This window comes from Haloarcula sp. KBTZ06 (assembly GCF_048595605.1).
Classification (GTDB): domain Archaea; phylum Halobacteriota; class Halobacteria; order Halobacteriales; family Haloarculaceae; genus Haloarcula; species Haloarcula hispanica.
In genome coordinates, this window is record NZ_CP184337.1 from 963,698 (window position 1) to 979,047 (window position 15,350).

Genomic DNA, 15,350 nt, shown 5'->3' on the forward strand with positions numbered 1-15,350 from the left:
TTTGCTCAGGACGGCCTGGCAGGCGAGTCACTGCCGTCGAGGCCGACTCTCCAGTACTGTCTGGCGTGGCCAGCAGACAGACCGTTAGTCATCACCGAGCCGTGGCGGCTTAGTCTGTCGAAACGGCCTCGCCGGGAACCGACGGCGAGGCCCGACACAGGAGGAGTGGGGAATGGGTGTGGCTCGGAAGTGGCAACACGAGGCACTCGGTCTCTGACTTCCCGGTGTCGCTGGCTTGGGTTGGCACGTCGACAGATACACCGCAGCATGTCCACGGGACTGAGTCGATAGCTGGGGCTGTTCAGGTGACACGATTTCCGTAGCCATGTCCGGCGTCGGATTTGCCTGCGTGCGGGTTCGCACCCGCAGTACCGGCTACACGGTCCTGTCAATTTATTATATTCTGGTTAAGCCACTGCTCATCCTGTCGGCTGTACGTCTGTGAAGAATTTCGCCCGGGGTGAGGAATATCTTGAAATAGTTACAGCCGACAGTATCACCAGCCACAGTGCCGGACAGGTGCACTCTCCGCCCGGGGATATAACTACCGTCGGGCGCTCAGAGAGACCAGATGCCGGCCGATAGTCACACGATGGAAGTCAGGAGCGGGGAAGAGGTAACGATTCGACCGATCAAACCGGTCGGAGAGGACGTCGTTCGGGTCGATATCGAGGCTGATGGGGTGTGGCGACTCGATATCACGCGCGAGGGCGAAATCGCAGACGTCGTCACGACTCGTGACGCCGACGGGACACTCGCGGACCGCGAACTGCCGGAGTGGATCGACGAGGTCACCGCGAAGTTCGCGCAGTTCTGATTCGGGACTCGTCCGCGTCGGAAAGGGTTTTATCTGCCACGACCCAGGTCGCCAGTATGGTATCAGTCGGAGACGCTGCACCCGATTTCACGGCACCGATTGCCAATGGCGACGTTGATGAGATAACGCTATCCGAGGCAGTTGACGATGGGCCGGTCGTGCTCGCGTTCTTCCCGGGCGCGTTCACCAGCGTTTGCAGTCACGAGATGAACTCGTTCCAGGACCGACTCGACGAACTCACCGAGGCGGGGGCGACGCTGTACGGTGTCAGCATCGATACGCCGTTCTCACAGAACGCGTTCCGTGACGAACTGGGACTCGAGTTCGACCTCGTCAGCGACTCCGGGCGCGAAATCGTCGACGCCTACGACATTTCGATGGACTTCGAGGCGCTGGGCGTTCCGAACGTCGCCAAGCGGGCCGTCTTCGTTATCGACGAAGACCGGGAAGTCACGTACGCCTGGGTCAGCGACGACCCTGGCGTCGAACCGGACTACGACGAAGTTATCGACGCCGCCACCTGATCGCGCCGGTGGGGGATTTTTCGCTGTGGGTCGTTTGGGATGTGGTATGAGCGTTGATAGAGACAATGCCAGCGGCCGGATTTACGACCCCGAGGCAGACCACGCGTTCCCGGACGGGCGACTGAACGCAGTTCTCGACACTATTACGACTGACGAGGAGATCCAGGCGTATCTCGAAGCCCAGAACATCAATCCCGTCGCGCGCAAACAGTACAACGACCACGGCGCGAAACACATCGGTATCGTTCGGAACCGAGCACTGTGCCTGTATGACCTCCTCAAGCAGGGCGGCGTCGAGTTCAACGGTGCGGCCGACCACGGCCTCGACGAGGCTGACGAGGCTGTCATCATCGCACTTGCGACGACGCTCCACGACATCGGGCACGTCGTCCACCGCGATTCACACCCGTACTATTCGATCCCGCTGGCGGCTGACATCCTCGATGACATCCTCCCGGAGTTCTACGGCATCCGTCAGGCGGTTCAGGTAAAGGGTGAGGTGCTCCATGCCATTCTCTGCCATCACACCGAGGAAAACCCGCTGACGCTGGAAGCCGGCGTCGTTCGCGTCGCCGACGCGCTGGACATGGAGCGCGGTCGGTCGCGCATTCCGTACAAGCACGGCGGCCGCGGTATCGATACCGTCTCCAGCCAGGCCATCGAGACGGTTACGCTGAGCCCAGGCGACGACTATCCCGTCCTCGTCGAAATTTCGATGAACAACGCGGCCGGCGTCTACCAAGTCGATAATCTTCTGAAAGCCAAACTCAGGGACTCTGGCTTGGAAGAACACGTCCGTATCGTCGCGCTCAACACCCGGGAGGACGGCAATCAGATCGTCGAGCGAATCGAACTCTAAACCGGATCGACACAACGGTTTTGTACCGTGCTTCCCTAGCTATGTCTATGAGTCTCACACCCATGGATGAGCCACGGGGTGCCCGGGCCAGGACGGACGACGGCGACGTGCCGCCACCCTCGCTTTTGGACCGGGTCAGGTACCGCGTGCGCTCAGCCATTGAGACCATTTCGTTTGGGGAGAAATGTTCTGAGTGGCTTGATAGACGTGGTCGAGACAAGCCACAGTCGACGATTCACACCGATGGGTTCGCTGACGACGTCGTTACGCCGCCGGAGTGTCCGTCGATCAGCGACCTTCCGACGCGGTCACGACCGTTTACGTATCCGACCCGAAATCACACGGAAACCAACACTGTCGACCTCATCGCAGTCGAATCTGGAGACCAACTCACTATGACACATCCGGACAACTCTGCGGCGAAGATTTCGTCTGACGTGTGGGAATCTGTCGAGCAGTAAGTGCTTCTACTGTCCCGTTCTTGCGTCGCTGAGCGAACGGTTTCAGACCTTTCTGGCGGCGTTTGAAAATCGGAAACCAGCAGAACGACCGGCCGAGACCGCGGTCAGAGCTCGTACTGCGCGATGTTGCCGGAGCCACAGGCCGGGCAGGTCGAGCTATCCGTTTCGATGGTGGTTCCACAGCGTCGACACTCCAGATGTGACCGCTGTCGAGTCCCCACGACCCGGCGTAATCGCTCGATCATATTGCCAGACAGGGAGCCAGGCCCTATATAATCGGGTAATTCACGGTGAAAGTGAAAACCGCAGGACGTGACGCCGATCCTGATGGCCCGTCTGCCGAGCGTCAGACGCCGCTGTCCCACCGTTCAGCCTGTCCACTCCCCCAGTTACGCGCAGGTTAGCTCACGCCGGTCCCGCTTACCGGCTGCGTACTGAAGCGTCGGGAACAGCACGACTGCGAACAGCCAGAGCAGTATTGATTGGGCCACACTACCCCGGCACGCACGAAAACCGCGCTACTGTCGGCCGAATGGTCCCGGACACTCGTCCGTCCGGGGCACGCCCAGATGTTTTTGTTCGCGCCGACGTAGCCACGCCTGATGACGGGAATAGCCGCAGCCGAGCCCACTGTGACGACGTTCACGTCGACTGTCGAGCGTACCGACACGACCGCTGTCGTGCTAACGGAGACGTACTTCTACGCCGAAGGCGGCGGCCAGCCGGCCGATCGGGGAACTCTCGGTGGCGTTGAAGTCGTCGACGTCCAGCACCGAAACGGCGATATCGTCCACGAACTGGCCGAGCCGCCGGCGTTCGACCCGGGCGAGACGGTCGAAGGCCAGATCGACACGGCGTTTCGGACGTACTGTATGCGTGCCCACACGGCCAGCCACGTCCTCTACGGCGCTGGTCGCCGGCTGCTGTCGGACCTCGGCTACGGCGGCTTCGACATCAGCGCGACGGTCCCGGAAGACGCCGGTGACGACGACTTTGGGCCGGCTATCACCGGGAAGGTGCGGGTAGATTTCGAGACGACGACCGAAATCGACGACGAGACACTCACCGAACTTGAGCGGCTGACTAACCGCGCCGTCTGGGAGTCCTACGACGTGACCTGGGAAGAAATCCCGCGTGACGAGGCACTGGACCGCGACGATATCGCGTTCAATACGAAGACCGAAGAGGGAATCGAGGGCGAGACAGTCCGGGTCGTCACCATCGAAGACTGGGACGTGGCGGCCTGCGGTGGGACACACGTCGGGAACACGCGAGAGATCGGACCGGTGACGGTGCTCGGTCGATCCAATCCCGGCGAGGGGCTGACTCGTGTCGAGTTCGCCGTCGGGCCGCGAGCAATCCGTCAGCGGGCGACCGAGCACGAGCGGGCGATGACTGCCGCCCAGTCGCTGGATACGAACGTTGCGGAGCTCCCGGTTGCTGTCGATAGCCTCCAGTCAGAGCGCGACGACCTCCGGGACACGGTGTCGGCCCTTCGAGAGCGTCTCGTCGATTCTCGTCTCGCTGACCTGCGTGACGAGGCCATCGAGATGGACGGGCAGAAGTGGCTCGTCGGCACAGTCACGGGTCTCGACGCGAACGGACTGGCCGACCGAGCGGAGCAAGCCGTCGGTGATGAGGTCGACGTGGCCGCGCTGGTGGACGCCGACGGCCAGTATCTGGGTGTCGCGACGACAGGCGGCGTCGATGCCGGCGCGGTGGTCGACCGAGTGACGTCGGAGTTCGGTGGCGGTGGCGGCGGGCGGCCGACGGTGGCACAGGGCGGGGGACTCGATGCTGAGGGGGACGATATCGTCGCGTTCCTCCGGGACGTGTCAGCGGCGCCAGACCACGGCGACTGACTCAATCGCCTCGGTTCGGCGTCCCGCTGAACCGGGCGACCTCGTTTCGCAGCGCATCCCGTTTCAACAGCGCGAACCCGACGAGGATACAGGCGAATCCGACACCCGTGTAGACTGTCGGTGTCTCACCGAGGAACAGCAACCCAGTGGCGGCGGCGACGACTGGTGCGGCGTAGGAGACGAGGTTGATCTCGATGGGCCCGAGTCGCTCCAGCAGGTCGAAGTAGATGAGGAAGCCAAGCGCGCTGGCGACGACGACCAGATACAGCAGGGCCAGCACGGCTTCAGCAGTCCACTGGACGTCAGCTATCGACTCGGAGGCCCCGAGGCTGACGCCGTGCATAAGCACCGCACCGAGCAGCATCGACCACGCTTCCATCGTCTCGATCTCTAAGTCGTCGTCGAACCGCCGGGTCAGCACGCTCCCGAGGGCGAACGACGTGGTTGCGAGGAACACCAAGAACAGCGACACGGTTCGGGGGTCCAGAAGGTTCCCCGGATCGGGGTTGCTGAGAACACCGACACCGACGAACCCGATGAGCAGGCCGACGATACCCAGCGCCGTGAGCCGTTCGTCCGGGAGGAACGCGCGGGCGAACCCAGTCGTGAGAATCGGCGAGAGGCTGACGACGATAGCGGCGGCGGCGCTGGTGGTACCCTGCTCGCCGACGAACAGGAAGATGTGGTACGCGGCGATCAGGAGTGAGCCGCCGATACCCACAACGATCCAGTCGGTCCGACTCTTCGGGAGCCACTGGTCGGTGGCGTACACCGCGTAGCCGAGCATCAACAGCCCGGCGAGGTCGTACCGGAACGCCGCAAACAGGACCGGCGGGAAGTACTCCAGCCCGGCTTTGATAGCAGTGAAGGCGCTGCCCCAGGCGACGGCGAGCGCGACGAAGAGGATGGCGTTGCGGAACCGCATTTCCGGTCAGTCGGCCGCCTCGCCGCCGTCGCCCGGCTCGTACGTCTCTGCGATGGCGTCGAGGGCTTCGTGGTGCTCCGTGGTGTGTGGCGCGGTCAGCGGCGAGACACTGACCTTCCCGTCGACGACGGCACGGCGGTCGGTCCCCTCGGGGTCGGGAATGTCGCCCTCAGCCATGTGCTCCCAGATGCGGTCGTGGAGCGTCACGGCGTCGCCTTCCTGGACGGCGTCCATCTCGTACTCGTGCGAGGGTCGCGTGACCGTCATCTGTGCGTCGCCCCACTCGGCAACGGGGGCGTTGATGTTCAGGTAGTCACACTGCTCGAACACGCCGGCGTCGACGGCGTGGTCGGCGAGGTAGGTCGTCGCCCTGGCGGCCTCGCCGTAGCTGTCGCCGTTGGCCTCGATGTCCGCGAAAGCAGCGTCCTCGCGGACCGGGATATACATCGAGACGGCCATCGCCGGCACGTCGAAGAAGGTGGCTTCGACGGCGGCGCTGACGGTCCCCGAGCGGCCGAGGACGTACGCGCCGAGGTTCGCCCCGCGGTTACAGCCCGCGACCACGAGGTCGGTGTCGGTGACGAGTGCTTCGAGCCCCGCCACGACGCAGTCCGAGGGCGTTCCCTCGACGGCGTAGCCGAGCTCGTGCTCGTGGACGGTCACTTCGTGTGAGATAGCTCGGCCGACCGCGCTCTGGTCCTCCGCCGGGGCGACCGCAGTCACGTCGCCGACTGTCGAGAGACCGTCGTACACCGCCCGGAGGCCGGCGCTCTCGATGCCGTCGTCGTTCGTCAGCAGAATCGTCGGCTCGTCCATACGCTCTGTCGGGCCGTCTGCGAGAAAAGCCCACCGCTAGCGGGCACGGTCGACGACCGTCTCGCCGTCGACGACGACGTTGTAGGCCTCCTCGTCGTCGTTCCAGAGCACCAGCGCGTTCTCGAAGGACAGCAGGTCGCCGTAGTCGGCTTTCCGGAGGTCCTCGTTCAGTATCGACGCCTCCGTGAGCACGGCGAAGTGGTCGACCTGCTGGCTCCCGTCGCCCAGCAGATACAGCGGATTTGCGCCCTCCCGCTCGGCGAGGTCGTGGCTGAGTTTCACACCCAGGAAGTTCACCCGGTCGGTGACGTAGTTCTCGGCGTCGGCCATCGGCGCGTGGATGCCCCGGTCCGGCGTCACGTCGTGCTTTCGCTTGCCGTCGGTCCGGAGGACGCTGTAGGCGAACTGCACGTCCGTGTTGACGAACTCGCCCGTCCCGCCCGCGGGGTCGTCGAGGCGCTGTTGCATCGTCGGCACTTCGATGTCGGGCTTGCGGTCGAACGACCACGATTCGCTGTCGGGGGACTGGTGGGGCCAGAGCCGTACCGTCGGCCCGTACACCGTCGCCGGGCCGCCGTCGGCCACCTCGCGCTCGACCTGGCGGAGCTGTATGGCCGTGTTCCGGTCAGCCGGGGCCAGCGCCAGCAACGTTCCGTCGTCGGCAAGCGCCTCGACGTACCGGTAGAGGGTCGCCGCCGCGTCGTCGAGTTCGCTGAGGACGTTGCCGAAGATGATGAGGTCGTAGCCCTCGGCGTTGTTGTCGCCGCCATCGGCACCGCTGCCGCTGTCGTCGCCAGCCCCACCGCTGTCGTCACCGGGAACCGGCGACGACGGGTCGAACTCCTCGGCGAGCGCCCGGTGAATCTCCCAGCGGACGTTCTGACCGCTGTCTTCCAGTAGGCTCTCCAGCACGTCCGCGGCGGCGCTCGGTTCGACGGCGTGATAGTCCAGCAGCGCGTCGTCCGGAAGCAGGTCGCGCAGGGCGAGCGCCGGGCCGCCGACACCGGCCCCGACATCCAGAACTCGGAGCTGTGACGGGAGCAGACCGTCTGCGACGAGGTCCGCAAGGACGTACTTGGCCACAGCGTAGTAGTCGGGCAAGTGATAGACGGCGTAGCCAAGCGCCGTCAGTTCGTCGTACTCGACGGCCTGGCCCTGGAGATACCGCTCCTTGATGTCGCGGATGCGCTCACGGAGTTCGTCACCGCTGTCGCCGCTGTGCCACTCCAGTCCGCCCCACTCTGTCAACAGGTCGATGACCTGCTGTTCGTAGCGGTCTGGGAACCGCTCGACACCGTCGAAATCCACCGAGAACCGTCCCTCGGGTGCCGGAACGAAGGTCCCGTCGTCCTGTTCGACGATGCCCAGATCGAACGCCTCCTCTTGAAGTACCTGCTTGACGACGGCGGGATGGGGCTGGCCCTCGACGTACTCGTGTAGCTCCTCGGGGTCCAGCGGTCGGACGTTACGGAGGTACTGGGCGTTTTCGCGTATCTGCTGGCGTGTATCCTGGTTCATGAAAGTTGCTCGTAGAGCCGTTCGAAGGTGTCCGCGTCGGCATCGGCGATCTGTCGGGCGGCGTCGGCGACCGCGTCTGCGCCGTCGAAGGTGTTCTGGATGTCGGCGTACACCCGCGGGTCGCCGCCGGTGACCTGCTCGACGAGGTCGAACAGGCCAGCCGAAATCGGCGTCTGAAACCGGTCGGGCACGTCGGCGGCGGCCATCGCGAACGCGAGTACGGCCGCGTGGGCACTGGCCTGGACTGTTTCCATGGCTTCGTCGTGTTCCGTCGCTGTCGTCTCGAAGCAGTTGTTGCCGGCCTCGGCGAGTGCGTCGACGACGGCAGCAGCACCGGGACCTGACGCGTCGTTGACGACGGCGACGTTGCCGGGCGCGTTCTCGGGGGCGAACAGCGGGTGGAGACTCAGTCGCTGGCCGTCAGGCATCGCGTCCTGCATCGCTGCGACGGGGCCGGCCATGCTCCCAGTCACATCGACGATTGCACCCGTAGCCAGCGGCGCGAACTCGTGAATGGCCGTCTCGGCGACGGGCATCGGCACCGCGATACAGACGACGTCGAAAGTTTCGGCCGCGTCGCTGGCGACAGCGCGCCCGCCGACTGCGTCGGCAGCGGCTTCGGCGGCCGACTGGTCGAGGTCGGTGAAGGCGACGGACGCGTCGGCGTGGGTCCGGACCGTGCGCGCGAACCACTGGCCCATCGCGCCGGCGCCAACGACGAGGACGTTCATCGGCCCAGCGTAGCCCGTCCCGTCTCAAAAGCCGTTCGGTCACACTCCCACTCACCGCGACACCGCAGGTGACGATGGCAGGGTAGACAGCCGTCGAACAGCCCGCTGTGGTCCGGTTTCCCCCTCCTAAACGCTTATCTGTCGGCCCTGAGAGAACGGTGACATGAAGCGCGTTCGATTCCGTGATACCGCGGGGAACGTCCGGGGAGGCCGCTGGACCGTCGAGGACGGCGACCCCGTCGTCACCGCCGCCGCCGGACCGTACGGCCGTATCGCCTTTGGCGACGAGTCCTACGACCCCGACGAGGTAGACATCCTCCCGCCCTGTGAGCCGACGAAAGTCGTCTGTATCGGGCGCAACTACGCCGACCACGCCGAGGAGATGGACTCGGACCTCCCGGACAGGCCGATGCTGTTCCTCAAAGCCCCGAACGCCGTCGCGTCCCACGGCAAGCACCTCACGATGCCCTCGGGGAAAGAGCGCATCGACTACGAGGCCGAACTCGGCGTCGTCATCGGCGAGCAGTGCCGGAACGTCAGTGAATCGGGCGCGATGGACGTCGTCGCGGGCTACACCTGCGTCAACGATATCTCGAACCGCGACGACCAGCGACAGGAACAGAACTGGGTCCGCGGGAAGGCCTTCGACAACGCCTGTCCCATCGGCCCGCTTGTGGCCACGCCGGAACACGTCCCGGAGGACGCCAGCATTGAACTCCGACTGAACGGCGAGACGAAGCAGTCCTCCTCCCGCGAGCACCTCATCTTCCCAATCCCGGAACTGATCGCGGAGATAACGTCGTACATGACCCTAGAGCCCGGCGACGTCATCGCCACGGGGACGCCCGAAGGCGTCGGACCGATGGAGGACGGCGACGAAGTCGAAGTCGAAATCGAAGGTATCGGCACGCTCAAACACAGCGTCAAGATTCCGTAGGCGGCTGCCACACTAGTTCGGTAGTTATTCCACGACGACTGCGCCTCTCATCCCCAGGCCCTTATGCGGTTTACAGGAGTACAGGTAGGTCCCGGTTTCCGCGAAGGTGTGCTCGTAGGTGTTTCCTTCCTCGGCGACGAGTTCCGAGTTGAGCGGGCCATCGCCTTTTGAGACGATGTTGTGTGGCCCTCCCTCGCCGGTCCACTCCCAGCGGACGGTCGTCTCGGTCGAGATCTTCAGTGCAGGCGGGCCGAACGCGAACTCCCCACCGTTCCCTTCCACACCGGCCGTAACAGTTGCAGTGTCTGTGTCGGTGCGGTCGGCAATGGTGCCGTCGAAGTTACTCGCGGCTGCGAGCCACTCGTCGACAGTTGCATTGCCTGAAGACGGTGGCTCTTTCACAATAATCGCACCTTTCATGCCATCGTCGCGATGGGGTTCGGAGACGTAGCGGTACTCGCCGGGCTCCTCGAAGAAGTAGTGATACATCGTCCCGGACTGGGCGTTCGTCCGACCGCTGTCGAAGGTGCCGTCGAGCGCGACGACGTTCTGCTGGCCGCCGTGTCCCGTCCAGTCCCACCGAACGTTCGTCATTGGTGGAACTTCGATGGCTGGTGGGCTGAACGCCAGTCCACCGTCTGTCTCCTCGCCAAGCATAATTGTTGGTCGGGACTGCGGTCCGTATCTGCGGATCTCGCCGTCGTAGCCGTTGGCGTCGTCGAGCCAGTCGTCGAGGGACTCGGGTGTCGATTCAGGCGTTGCAGTTTCGGTCGCTGTAGCGGTTTCGGTTGCAGTCGCGGTCTCGGTGCCGGTTTCCGCCGCTGGCTCAGAGCTACTCCCCGAGGACACGCACCCGGCGGTAACGGCGAGGGCTGCCAATCCTGTGCCTGCGAGAAACTGTCTGCGAGTGGAGGGCCGTTGCATAGCAAGCTAGTTGTTGTTATTGGATGATAGAAAATGGGGTGTGCCCTTTCCAGATTCTGGAAACAAACGGTCGCCCTTTATCTGAGGGTGTTTTATATTCCCGACACTGGGTGGGAGCTGCTACCGGAGTATCGCAGGACTCCGGAGTCGCAGTATCCCACAGGTTTCACGTCGCTGCCCCGTCATATCGAAATCGAACCGCCCGCAGAACCACCCCCGACCGTCCACCTGAGAGGGTCCCTCCGTGGCACACAACGACGCGAGCGAGACACAGGCGCTGTTCGACGCCCTCGCCGACCCTGACTGTCGCGACATACTCAGGGTGCTCGACGAGCCGCTGCCAGCCAAGGAGGTCGCCTCGGTCTGTGATCTGCCCCAGACAAGCACCTACCGGAAGCTCGAACAGCTGAGCGAGGCCGAACTGGTCGCCGAGGAGACGGAGGTGCGCCCCGACGGCCATCACGCGACGGCGTACGTCCGGGACTGTGGCGGCGTGTTCGTTGGCGTCGATGCCGACGGCGCGTTCGAGATCGACGTTCTGCCGGCCGAGGAGCGGCCGAGCGAACGGCTCGCACTCCTGTGGTCGCGCGTCAGCGAGGAACTATGAACGGAGATATCCCACTCATCGTCATCGGATTCAAGACTGTGACAGTGTTGCTTGGCGGGCTCATCACCTACTTCGCAACCCGCGCGGCACTGAAAACGAGGGCGACCGGACTCACGTATCTCGCCGTCGGATTCGCGACTATCACCGTTGGGTCGCTCATCGCCGGCGTCGCAGACCAACTGTTCGGCCTGAGTACCAACGCTGCACTGATCTTCGAGAACGCGCTCACCGCGGTCGGCTTCGCGGTCATCGCGTACTCGCTGTACGTCACCAGTCGCTCCGCGCTAGTAAAGCGATAAAAACTGGCCGCTAACTATGGGTTATTCGACGACGACTGCGCCGACCATCCCGAGCGCCTTGTGCGGGACACAGTTGTAGAGGTAGGTGCCGGTTTCCTCGAACGTGTACTCGTAGGTGGTTCCTTCCTCTGAGACAGCCGAGCCCGAGTCGAGCGGGCCGTCGCCTTCGGACTTGACGTTGTGGCCGGCCCCTTCACCGGTCCACTCCCAGACGACCGTCGTTCCGGTCGAGACTTTGATCGCGGGCGGATCGAAGGCGAACGCGCCGCCGTTCCCCTCGGCGCCGACTGCAACGGAGACCTCGTTCTGGTCAGTCATCACGACCGTGTTGCCGTCGAAGTTGGACGACTCACCGACGTAGTCCGCCACTTCGCTCGATGCTTCGACGGTCTCCATCCCACCGCTGCTCTCGGTGTCCATCTCCTCGGCTTCAGTGGTAGCCATCTCCTCTGCTTCGGTGGCTTCCGTTTCGCCGCTGCCACCATCGCCGTCGGACCCGCCACAGCCAGCAAGGAGTCCAGCGCCTGATACGGCTGCCGTCGTGCGGATGAACGTCCGCCTGTCGAGGTCGTCTGTCATGCAACTAGAGTTATGACTCTGCACTTATAAGGAAGTCGTTTCTGTCGTTTGGACGGGAACAATAATTGAGGTTTGTACCGCCCTGCGGTGTGGCGATACCAACACAGTTCGGACGGGGATTGATGCGGACTCGGGCCCACAGTACAGCCAATGGGAGTGTCCGTTCACAAATGACCGTCTGGCTCCGGGGCGACCACCTCCTCCGCCGGTCCGGCCCCGTCGACAACCGACCCGACGAGCCGGTGCTCCTGATAGAGGCGCAGTCGTTCGCCCGCAAACTGCCGTACCACCCACACAAGCTGATTCTGCTGTTCAGCGCAATGCGGCATTTTCGCGACGACCTCCGGGACGCCGGTCGGACGGTCCAGTACCGCCAGACGGAGACCTTCGAGGACGGACTGGCGGCACATTTCGAGGCCAATCCGGACGACGCGCTCGTAACTCACCGACCACAGACCGAGTCCGCGCAGGCGCGACTCGAATCACTGGTTGCCGACGCTGGCGGAGCGGTCGAGTTCGTCCCCGACGAACGCTTCCTCTGCCCCCCTTCGCAGTTCGACGGGTGGGTTGGGGACGGACGCTACCGCCACGAGGACTTCTACCGGTTCATGCGCCGAGAAACGGACTATCTGATGGCCGACGGCGACCCGGTCGGCGGCGAGTGGAACTACGACGACCAGAACCGGGAGACGCCACCCGATGAGTGGACCCCGGCGGAGCCACCGCTGTTCGAGCCGGACGACGTGACCCGGGACGTCATCGAGTGGGTCGAGGAAACGTTCGAGGGGAGCTACGACGAGCAGCCCTACGGCGGTGACTGGGCCGATCCCGACCCGTTCCGTTGGCCCGTCACTCGGCGGCAGGCCGTCCGCGCCCTGGACCACTTCGTTACGAGCCGACTACCGGAGTTCGGGCCGTACCAGGACGCGATGCTGGAGGACGAGTGGGCGATGAGCCACAGTCTGCTCTCCACGTCGCTCAATCTGGGACTCCTCGGCCCTGACGAGGTCATTGAACGCGCTATCGCTGCCTACGAGGACGGCGACGCGCCGCTGCACAGCGTGGAGGGGTTCGTCCGGCAGGTGCTCGGGTGGCGCGAGTTCCTCCGGCACGTCTACCGCCGGGAGATGCCGGACCTCGCCGCGGCGAACCAGCTCGGCGCGAGCGAGGCCCTGCCGGACTTCTACTGGGACGGCGACACCGACATGGCATGTCTCTCCGACGTGGTCGACGGCGTCCGGAAGCGGGGCTACTCACACCACATCGAGCGGCTGATGATTCTCGCGAACTTCGGTCTCATTTACGGCGTCGAGCCGGCGCAACTGAACCGCTGGTTCCACGCCGGCTACGTCGACGCCTTCCACTGGGTGACGACGCCGAACGTCGTCGAGATGGGGCTATACGGCGCGGGCGTGTTCGCCACCAAACCCTACGCCTCGTCGGCGAACTACGTGGACAAGATGAGCGACTACTGCTCGGGCTGTCCGTACTACAAGACGAAGACGACCGGCGAGGGTGCCTGTCCGTTCAACGCGCTGTACTGGGACTTCCTGGACCGAAACGAAGATACACTCCGGTCCAACCATCGAATGGGGCTGATGTACAGCCACGTCGACAACAAGAGCGACGAGGAACTCACAGAGATACGCGAGCGAGCCGCAGAGATTCGGGAAATGGCGGCCGCTGGCGACCTCTGAGCGCGACCGTGCCCCGCGAGCGCCGCTCGGCTACTCTTCTCCCTCCACCGTATCGGCCGCCTGCCGCTGTTGCATCTCGTGACGAGTGAACTGCGGCGACGACAGCGCCGATCCGCGGCGTCGGCGGAACGACCACGCGAGAATCCCAAGCACCGCGGCGCTCCCGCCCAGCGCGAGTCCGGCGGGCTGGAGCCCGTTCACGGTGTAGAGGTAGGCACTCACCGGCACGCCGGCGCTGGCGACGATACCGAGCAGGAGCCGCTTGGCGAGCACCCGGCTCAGTCCGTCGGAGTCTTCGAGGACGGTCTTGACGAGCAGTTCTTCGCGCTCGACCCTATCGAGTGCGTTCTCCATCTTCGGCGCTGTCCGCACCGCCGACCGGGTCGAGTCCGTCACCGTCTCCTGGATTTCCGTCTTGATCCGCTCCCGGAGATCGTCCCCAGCGCCCTGCTCCATGACGTACTCGGAGATGATCTCGATGAAGTCGAACTCGGGGTCGAGCGTCCGACAGACGCCTTCGAGGACCGTCGTTACCCGGACCACCAGCGCCAGGTCCTGTGGCAGGCGCATCGGGAACTCGTACAGTTGCGTCTCGAACTGGCCGACTAACTGTTCGATTCGGTACTCGCTGATGTCCTCGCCGCGGAACTGCTCGATCACGATGTCGAACGCCTCTCGCATCACCTCGCGGTCGGCCATCGGGTCCAGCGCGCCCATCTCGACGAAGGCGTCCATCACGCGGTCCACGTCGTCGGTCGCCAGCCCGACGTAGAAATCCAGCAGTTGGTCCTGTGTCCGGGGACCGAGGTAGCCGGTCATCCCGAAATCGTAGAAGACGAGCGTCCCGTCGGGCTGGACCGCCAGATTGCCGGGATGGGGGTCAGCGTGGAAGAGGCCGTCCTCGACGATCATCTGGATGTACACCTCTTCGAGCCGCCGGACGAGTGCCGGCCTGTCGATGCCGAGTTCGTCCAGACGCTCTACGTCGTCGATTTTCACGCCGTCGAGGTACGTCATCGTCAGCACGCGGTCCGTCGAGTGGCTCCCGACGACGTCCGGGATGGCGATGTCGTCGTCGTTTGCGAAGTTGTCGCCGATTTCACGGAGCATTCGCGCCTCGTGGCCGTAGTCCATCTCCCGGCGGACCGTCGTTGCGAACTCTTCGGTGAGATTTTCCAGCGTAAATGCCTGGCCCGGGTCCGCGCCGTAGGTGAGCACGGGCAGCAGCGTCGACAGCACGCGCAGGTCGGATTCGACGCGCGTTCTGATGTTGGGTCGAAGCACTTTCACGGCGACCCGCTGGCCGCCGATCTGTGCCTCGTACACCTGGCCCAGCGAGGCTCCCGAAATGGCTGTCGTGTCGAATGCCTCGAACAGCGTATCGATATCGTCGCCCAGTTCGCGTTCGATAACTGGCTCGATGGTCGCCCACGCGTCAGGTGGGACGTTGTCCTGTAGCTCTGAGAGCACGTCTACGTACGCCCGCGGCAGGGCGTCGGGCCGGGTCGACAGCATCTGCCCGAGTTTGATGAACGCCGGGCCGAGGTCGACGAAAGTATCCTTCAGGTAGCGAGCGCGCCGCATCCGTGTCTCGGGGGTCACTGACCGGGACCGACCGAACAGGAGAAACCGCTTGCGGTCCCGCCCCCACTGCCAAAGCAGCGGGACGAACTGCCAGACGATGACGAGCGCCCGCCAGAGCGCCCGGAGCCTGACGCCGACACCGCCCGGCTGTGACACTGTCCCTCCCGTCGGTTCGTCGGCGACACGCTCCTCAGCAGTCACTGTTCGTAG

Annotated in this window: 16 protein-coding genes; 9 read left to right on the forward strand and 7 right to left on the reverse strand. The window is 64.2% G+C overall.

Annotated features, from left to right (window positions below; translation table 11 throughout):
• Nucleotides 1-571: 571 nt before the first annotated feature.
• The 5 genes from ACNO8S_RS05165 (at nucleotide 572) to ACNO8S_RS05185 (ending at nucleotide 4,523) form a co-directional block, all read left to right on the forward strand.
• Nucleotides 572-817 carry a hypothetical protein gene (locus tag ACNO8S_RS05165; protein WP_004515651.1) on the forward strand — a complete coding sequence of 82 codons (246 nt, stop codon included), beginning with the start codon at nucleotides 572-574 and terminating at the stop codon, nucleotides 815-817.
• Nucleotides 818-873: 56 nt separating this feature from the next.
• Nucleotides 874-1,341 (forward strand): peroxiredoxin, encoded by a 468-nt coding sequence (locus tag ACNO8S_RS05170; RefSeq protein ID WP_014040014.1) that lies wholly within the window; start codon nucleotides 874-876, stop codon nucleotides 1,339-1,341.
• A 46-nt stretch (nucleotides 1,342-1,387) separates the two neighbouring features.
• Nucleotides 1,388-2,200 (forward strand): HD domain-containing protein, encoded by an 813-nt coding sequence (locus tag ACNO8S_RS05175; protein ID WP_014040015.1) that lies wholly within the window; start codon nucleotides 1,388-1,390, stop codon nucleotides 2,198-2,200.
• A 62-nt stretch (nucleotides 2,201-2,262) separates the two neighbouring features.
• Nucleotides 2,263-2,661, forward strand: a complete 399-nt coding sequence (locus ACNO8S_RS05180; RefSeq protein ID WP_044952198.1) for a hypothetical protein — start codon at nucleotides 2,263-2,265, stop codon at nucleotides 2,659-2,661.
• A gap of 602 nt (nucleotides 2,662-3,263) precedes the next feature.
• Nucleotides 3,264-4,523 carry an alanyl-tRNA editing protein gene (locus ACNO8S_RS05185; protein ID WP_420182587.1) on the forward strand — a complete coding sequence of 420 codons (1,260 nt, stop codon included), beginning with the start codon at nucleotides 3,264-3,266 and terminating at the stop codon, nucleotides 4,521-4,523.
• A 1-nt stretch (nucleotide 4,524) separates the two neighbouring features.
• On the opposite strand, the gene ACNO8S_RS05190 is transcribed toward ACNO8S_RS05185, so the two are convergent.
• From ACNO8S_RS05190 to ACNO8S_RS05205, 4 genes are read right to left on the reverse strand one after another with little or no spacing between them, the layout of a single operon-like run.
• Nucleotides 4,525-5,448, reverse strand: a complete 924-nt coding sequence (locus ACNO8S_RS05190; protein ID WP_146417382.1) for a DMT family transporter — start codon at nucleotides 5,446-5,448, stop codon at nucleotides 4,525-4,527.
• Nucleotides 5,449-5,454: 6 nt separating this feature from the next.
• Nucleotides 5,455-6,264: a 5'/3'-nucleotidase SurE gene (gene surE, locus ACNO8S_RS05195; RefSeq protein ID WP_014040019.1), complete on the reverse strand. Its 810-nt coding sequence runs from the start codon at nucleotides 6,262-6,264 to the stop codon at nucleotides 5,455-5,457.
• A gap of 36 nt (nucleotides 6,265-6,300) precedes the next feature.
• Complete coding sequence (locus tag ACNO8S_RS05200; protein ID WP_420182588.1) at nucleotides 6,301-7,782, reverse strand: small ribosomal subunit Rsm22 family protein; 1,482 nt, start codon at nucleotides 7,780-7,782, stop codon at nucleotides 6,301-6,303.
• Nucleotides 7,779-8,513 carry a prephenate dehydrogenase/arogenate dehydrogenase family protein gene (locus ACNO8S_RS05205; protein WP_420182589.1) on the reverse strand — a complete coding sequence of 245 codons (735 nt, stop codon included), beginning with the start codon at nucleotides 8,511-8,513 and terminating at the stop codon, nucleotides 7,779-7,781. Before ACNO8S_RS05205 ends, ACNO8S_RS05200 begins: the two co-directional genes overlap by 4 nt.
• A gap of 163 nt (nucleotides 8,514-8,676) precedes the next feature.
• Here ACNO8S_RS05205 and ACNO8S_RS05210 point away from each other — a divergent pair, with 163 nt between their 5' ends.
• Nucleotides 8,677-9,450 (forward strand): fumarylacetoacetate hydrolase family protein, encoded by a 774-nt coding sequence (locus tag ACNO8S_RS05210; protein ID WP_420182590.1) that lies wholly within the window; start codon nucleotides 8,677-8,679, stop codon nucleotides 9,448-9,450.
• 24 nt (nucleotides 9,451-9,474) lie between these two features.
• Here the strand turns inward: ACNO8S_RS05210 and ACNO8S_RS05215 are convergent, their stop codons facing one another.
• Nucleotides 9,475-10,299: a halocyanin domain-containing protein gene (locus ACNO8S_RS05215; RefSeq protein ID WP_165353788.1), complete on the reverse strand. Its 825-nt coding sequence runs from the start codon at nucleotides 10,297-10,299 to the stop codon at nucleotides 9,475-9,477.
• A 319-nt stretch (nucleotides 10,300-10,618) separates the two neighbouring features.
• Here ACNO8S_RS05215 and ACNO8S_RS05220 point away from each other — a divergent pair, with 319 nt between their 5' ends.
• Together ACNO8S_RS05220 and ACNO8S_RS05225 are read left to right on the forward strand one after the other, a co-directional pair.
• A complete protein-coding gene (locus ACNO8S_RS05220) occupies nucleotides 10,619-10,981 on the forward strand; it encodes a winged helix-turn-helix domain-containing protein (RefSeq protein ID WP_014040024.1) in 363 nt (120 codons plus the stop codon).
• Nucleotides 10,978-11,280 carry a DUF7521 family protein gene (locus tag ACNO8S_RS05225; protein WP_014040025.1) on the forward strand — a complete coding sequence of 101 codons (303 nt, stop codon included), beginning with the start codon at nucleotides 10,978-10,980 and terminating at the stop codon, nucleotides 11,278-11,280. The genes ACNO8S_RS05220 and ACNO8S_RS05225 overlap by 4 nt, the downstream gene beginning before the upstream one ends.
• Nucleotides 11,281-11,301: 21 nt before the next feature.
• Here the strand turns inward: ACNO8S_RS05225 and ACNO8S_RS05230 are convergent, their stop codons facing one another.
• Entirely contained in the window at nucleotides 11,302-11,859 is a 558-nt protein-coding gene (locus ACNO8S_RS05230) for a halocyanin domain-containing protein (protein ID WP_420182591.1), read from the reverse strand.
• A gap of 170 nt (nucleotides 11,860-12,029) precedes the next feature.
• Between ACNO8S_RS05230 and ACNO8S_RS05235 the strand changes: the two genes are divergently transcribed.
• Entirely contained in the window at nucleotides 12,030-13,556 is a 1,527-nt protein-coding gene (locus ACNO8S_RS05235) for a cryptochrome/photolyase family protein (RefSeq protein ID WP_050037820.1), read from the forward strand.
• Between the two features lie 30 nt (nucleotides 13,557-13,586).
• Here ACNO8S_RS05235 and ACNO8S_RS05240 read toward each other — a convergent pair whose 3' ends face one another.
• Nucleotides 13,587-15,341 (reverse strand): ABC1 kinase family protein, encoded by a 1,755-nt coding sequence (locus tag ACNO8S_RS05240; RefSeq protein ID WP_420182592.1) that lies wholly within the window; start codon nucleotides 15,339-15,341, stop codon nucleotides 13,587-13,589.
• Nucleotides 15,342-15,350 lie beyond the last annotated feature (9 nt).

What these genes read in the sequence shown, in the direction of transcription:
- ACNO8S_RS05170 (WP_014040014.1), top strand. Translation starts at nt 874, where the DNA reads ATGGTATCAGTCGGAGACGCTGCACCCGATTTCACGGCACCGATTGCC.
- ACNO8S_RS05165 (WP_004515651.1), top strand. Translation starts at nt 572, where the DNA reads ATGCCGGCCGATAGTCACACGATGGAAGTCAGGAGCGGGGAAGAGGTA.
- ACNO8S_RS05190 (WP_146417382.1), bottom strand. Translation starts at nt 5,448, where the DNA reads ATGCGGTTCCGCAACGCCATCCTCTTCGTCGCGCTCGCCGTCGCCTGG.
- ACNO8S_RS05175 (WP_014040015.1), top strand. Translation starts at nt 1,388, where the DNA reads ATGAGCGTTGATAGAGACAATGCCAGCGGCCGGATTTACGACCCCGAG.
- surE (WP_014040019.1), bottom strand. Translation starts at nt 6,264, where the DNA reads ATGGACGAGCCGACGATTCTGCTGACGAACGACGACGGCATCGAGAGC.
- ACNO8S_RS05210 (WP_420182590.1), top strand. Translation starts at nt 8,677, where the DNA reads ATGAAGCGCGTTCGATTCCGTGATACCGCGGGGAACGTCCGGGGAGGC.
- ACNO8S_RS05235 (WP_050037820.1), top strand. Translation starts at nt 12,030, where the DNA reads ATGACCGTCTGGCTCCGGGGCGACCACCTCCTCCGCCGGTCCGGCCCC.
- ACNO8S_RS05225 (WP_014040025.1), top strand. Translation starts at nt 10,978, where the DNA reads ATGAACGGAGATATCCCACTCATCGTCATCGGATTCAAGACTGTGACA.
- ACNO8S_RS05185 (WP_420182587.1), top strand. Translation starts at nt 3,264, where the DNA reads ATGACGGGAATAGCCGCAGCCGAGCCCACTGTGACGACGTTCACGTCG.
- ACNO8S_RS05230 (WP_420182591.1), bottom strand. Translation starts at nt 11,859, where the DNA reads ATGACAGACGACCTCGACAGGCGGACGTTCATCCGCACGACGGCAGCC.
- ACNO8S_RS05205 (WP_420182589.1), bottom strand. Translation starts at nt 8,513, where the DNA reads ATGAACGTCCTCGTCGTTGGCGCCGGCGCGATGGGCCAGTGGTTCGCG.
- ACNO8S_RS05200 (WP_420182588.1), bottom strand. Translation starts at nt 7,782, where the DNA reads ATGAACCAGGATACACGCCAGCAGATACGCGAAAACGCCCAGTACCTC.
- ACNO8S_RS05180 (WP_044952198.1), top strand. Translation starts at nt 2,263, where the DNA reads ATGGATGAGCCACGGGGTGCCCGGGCCAGGACGGACGACGGCGACGTG.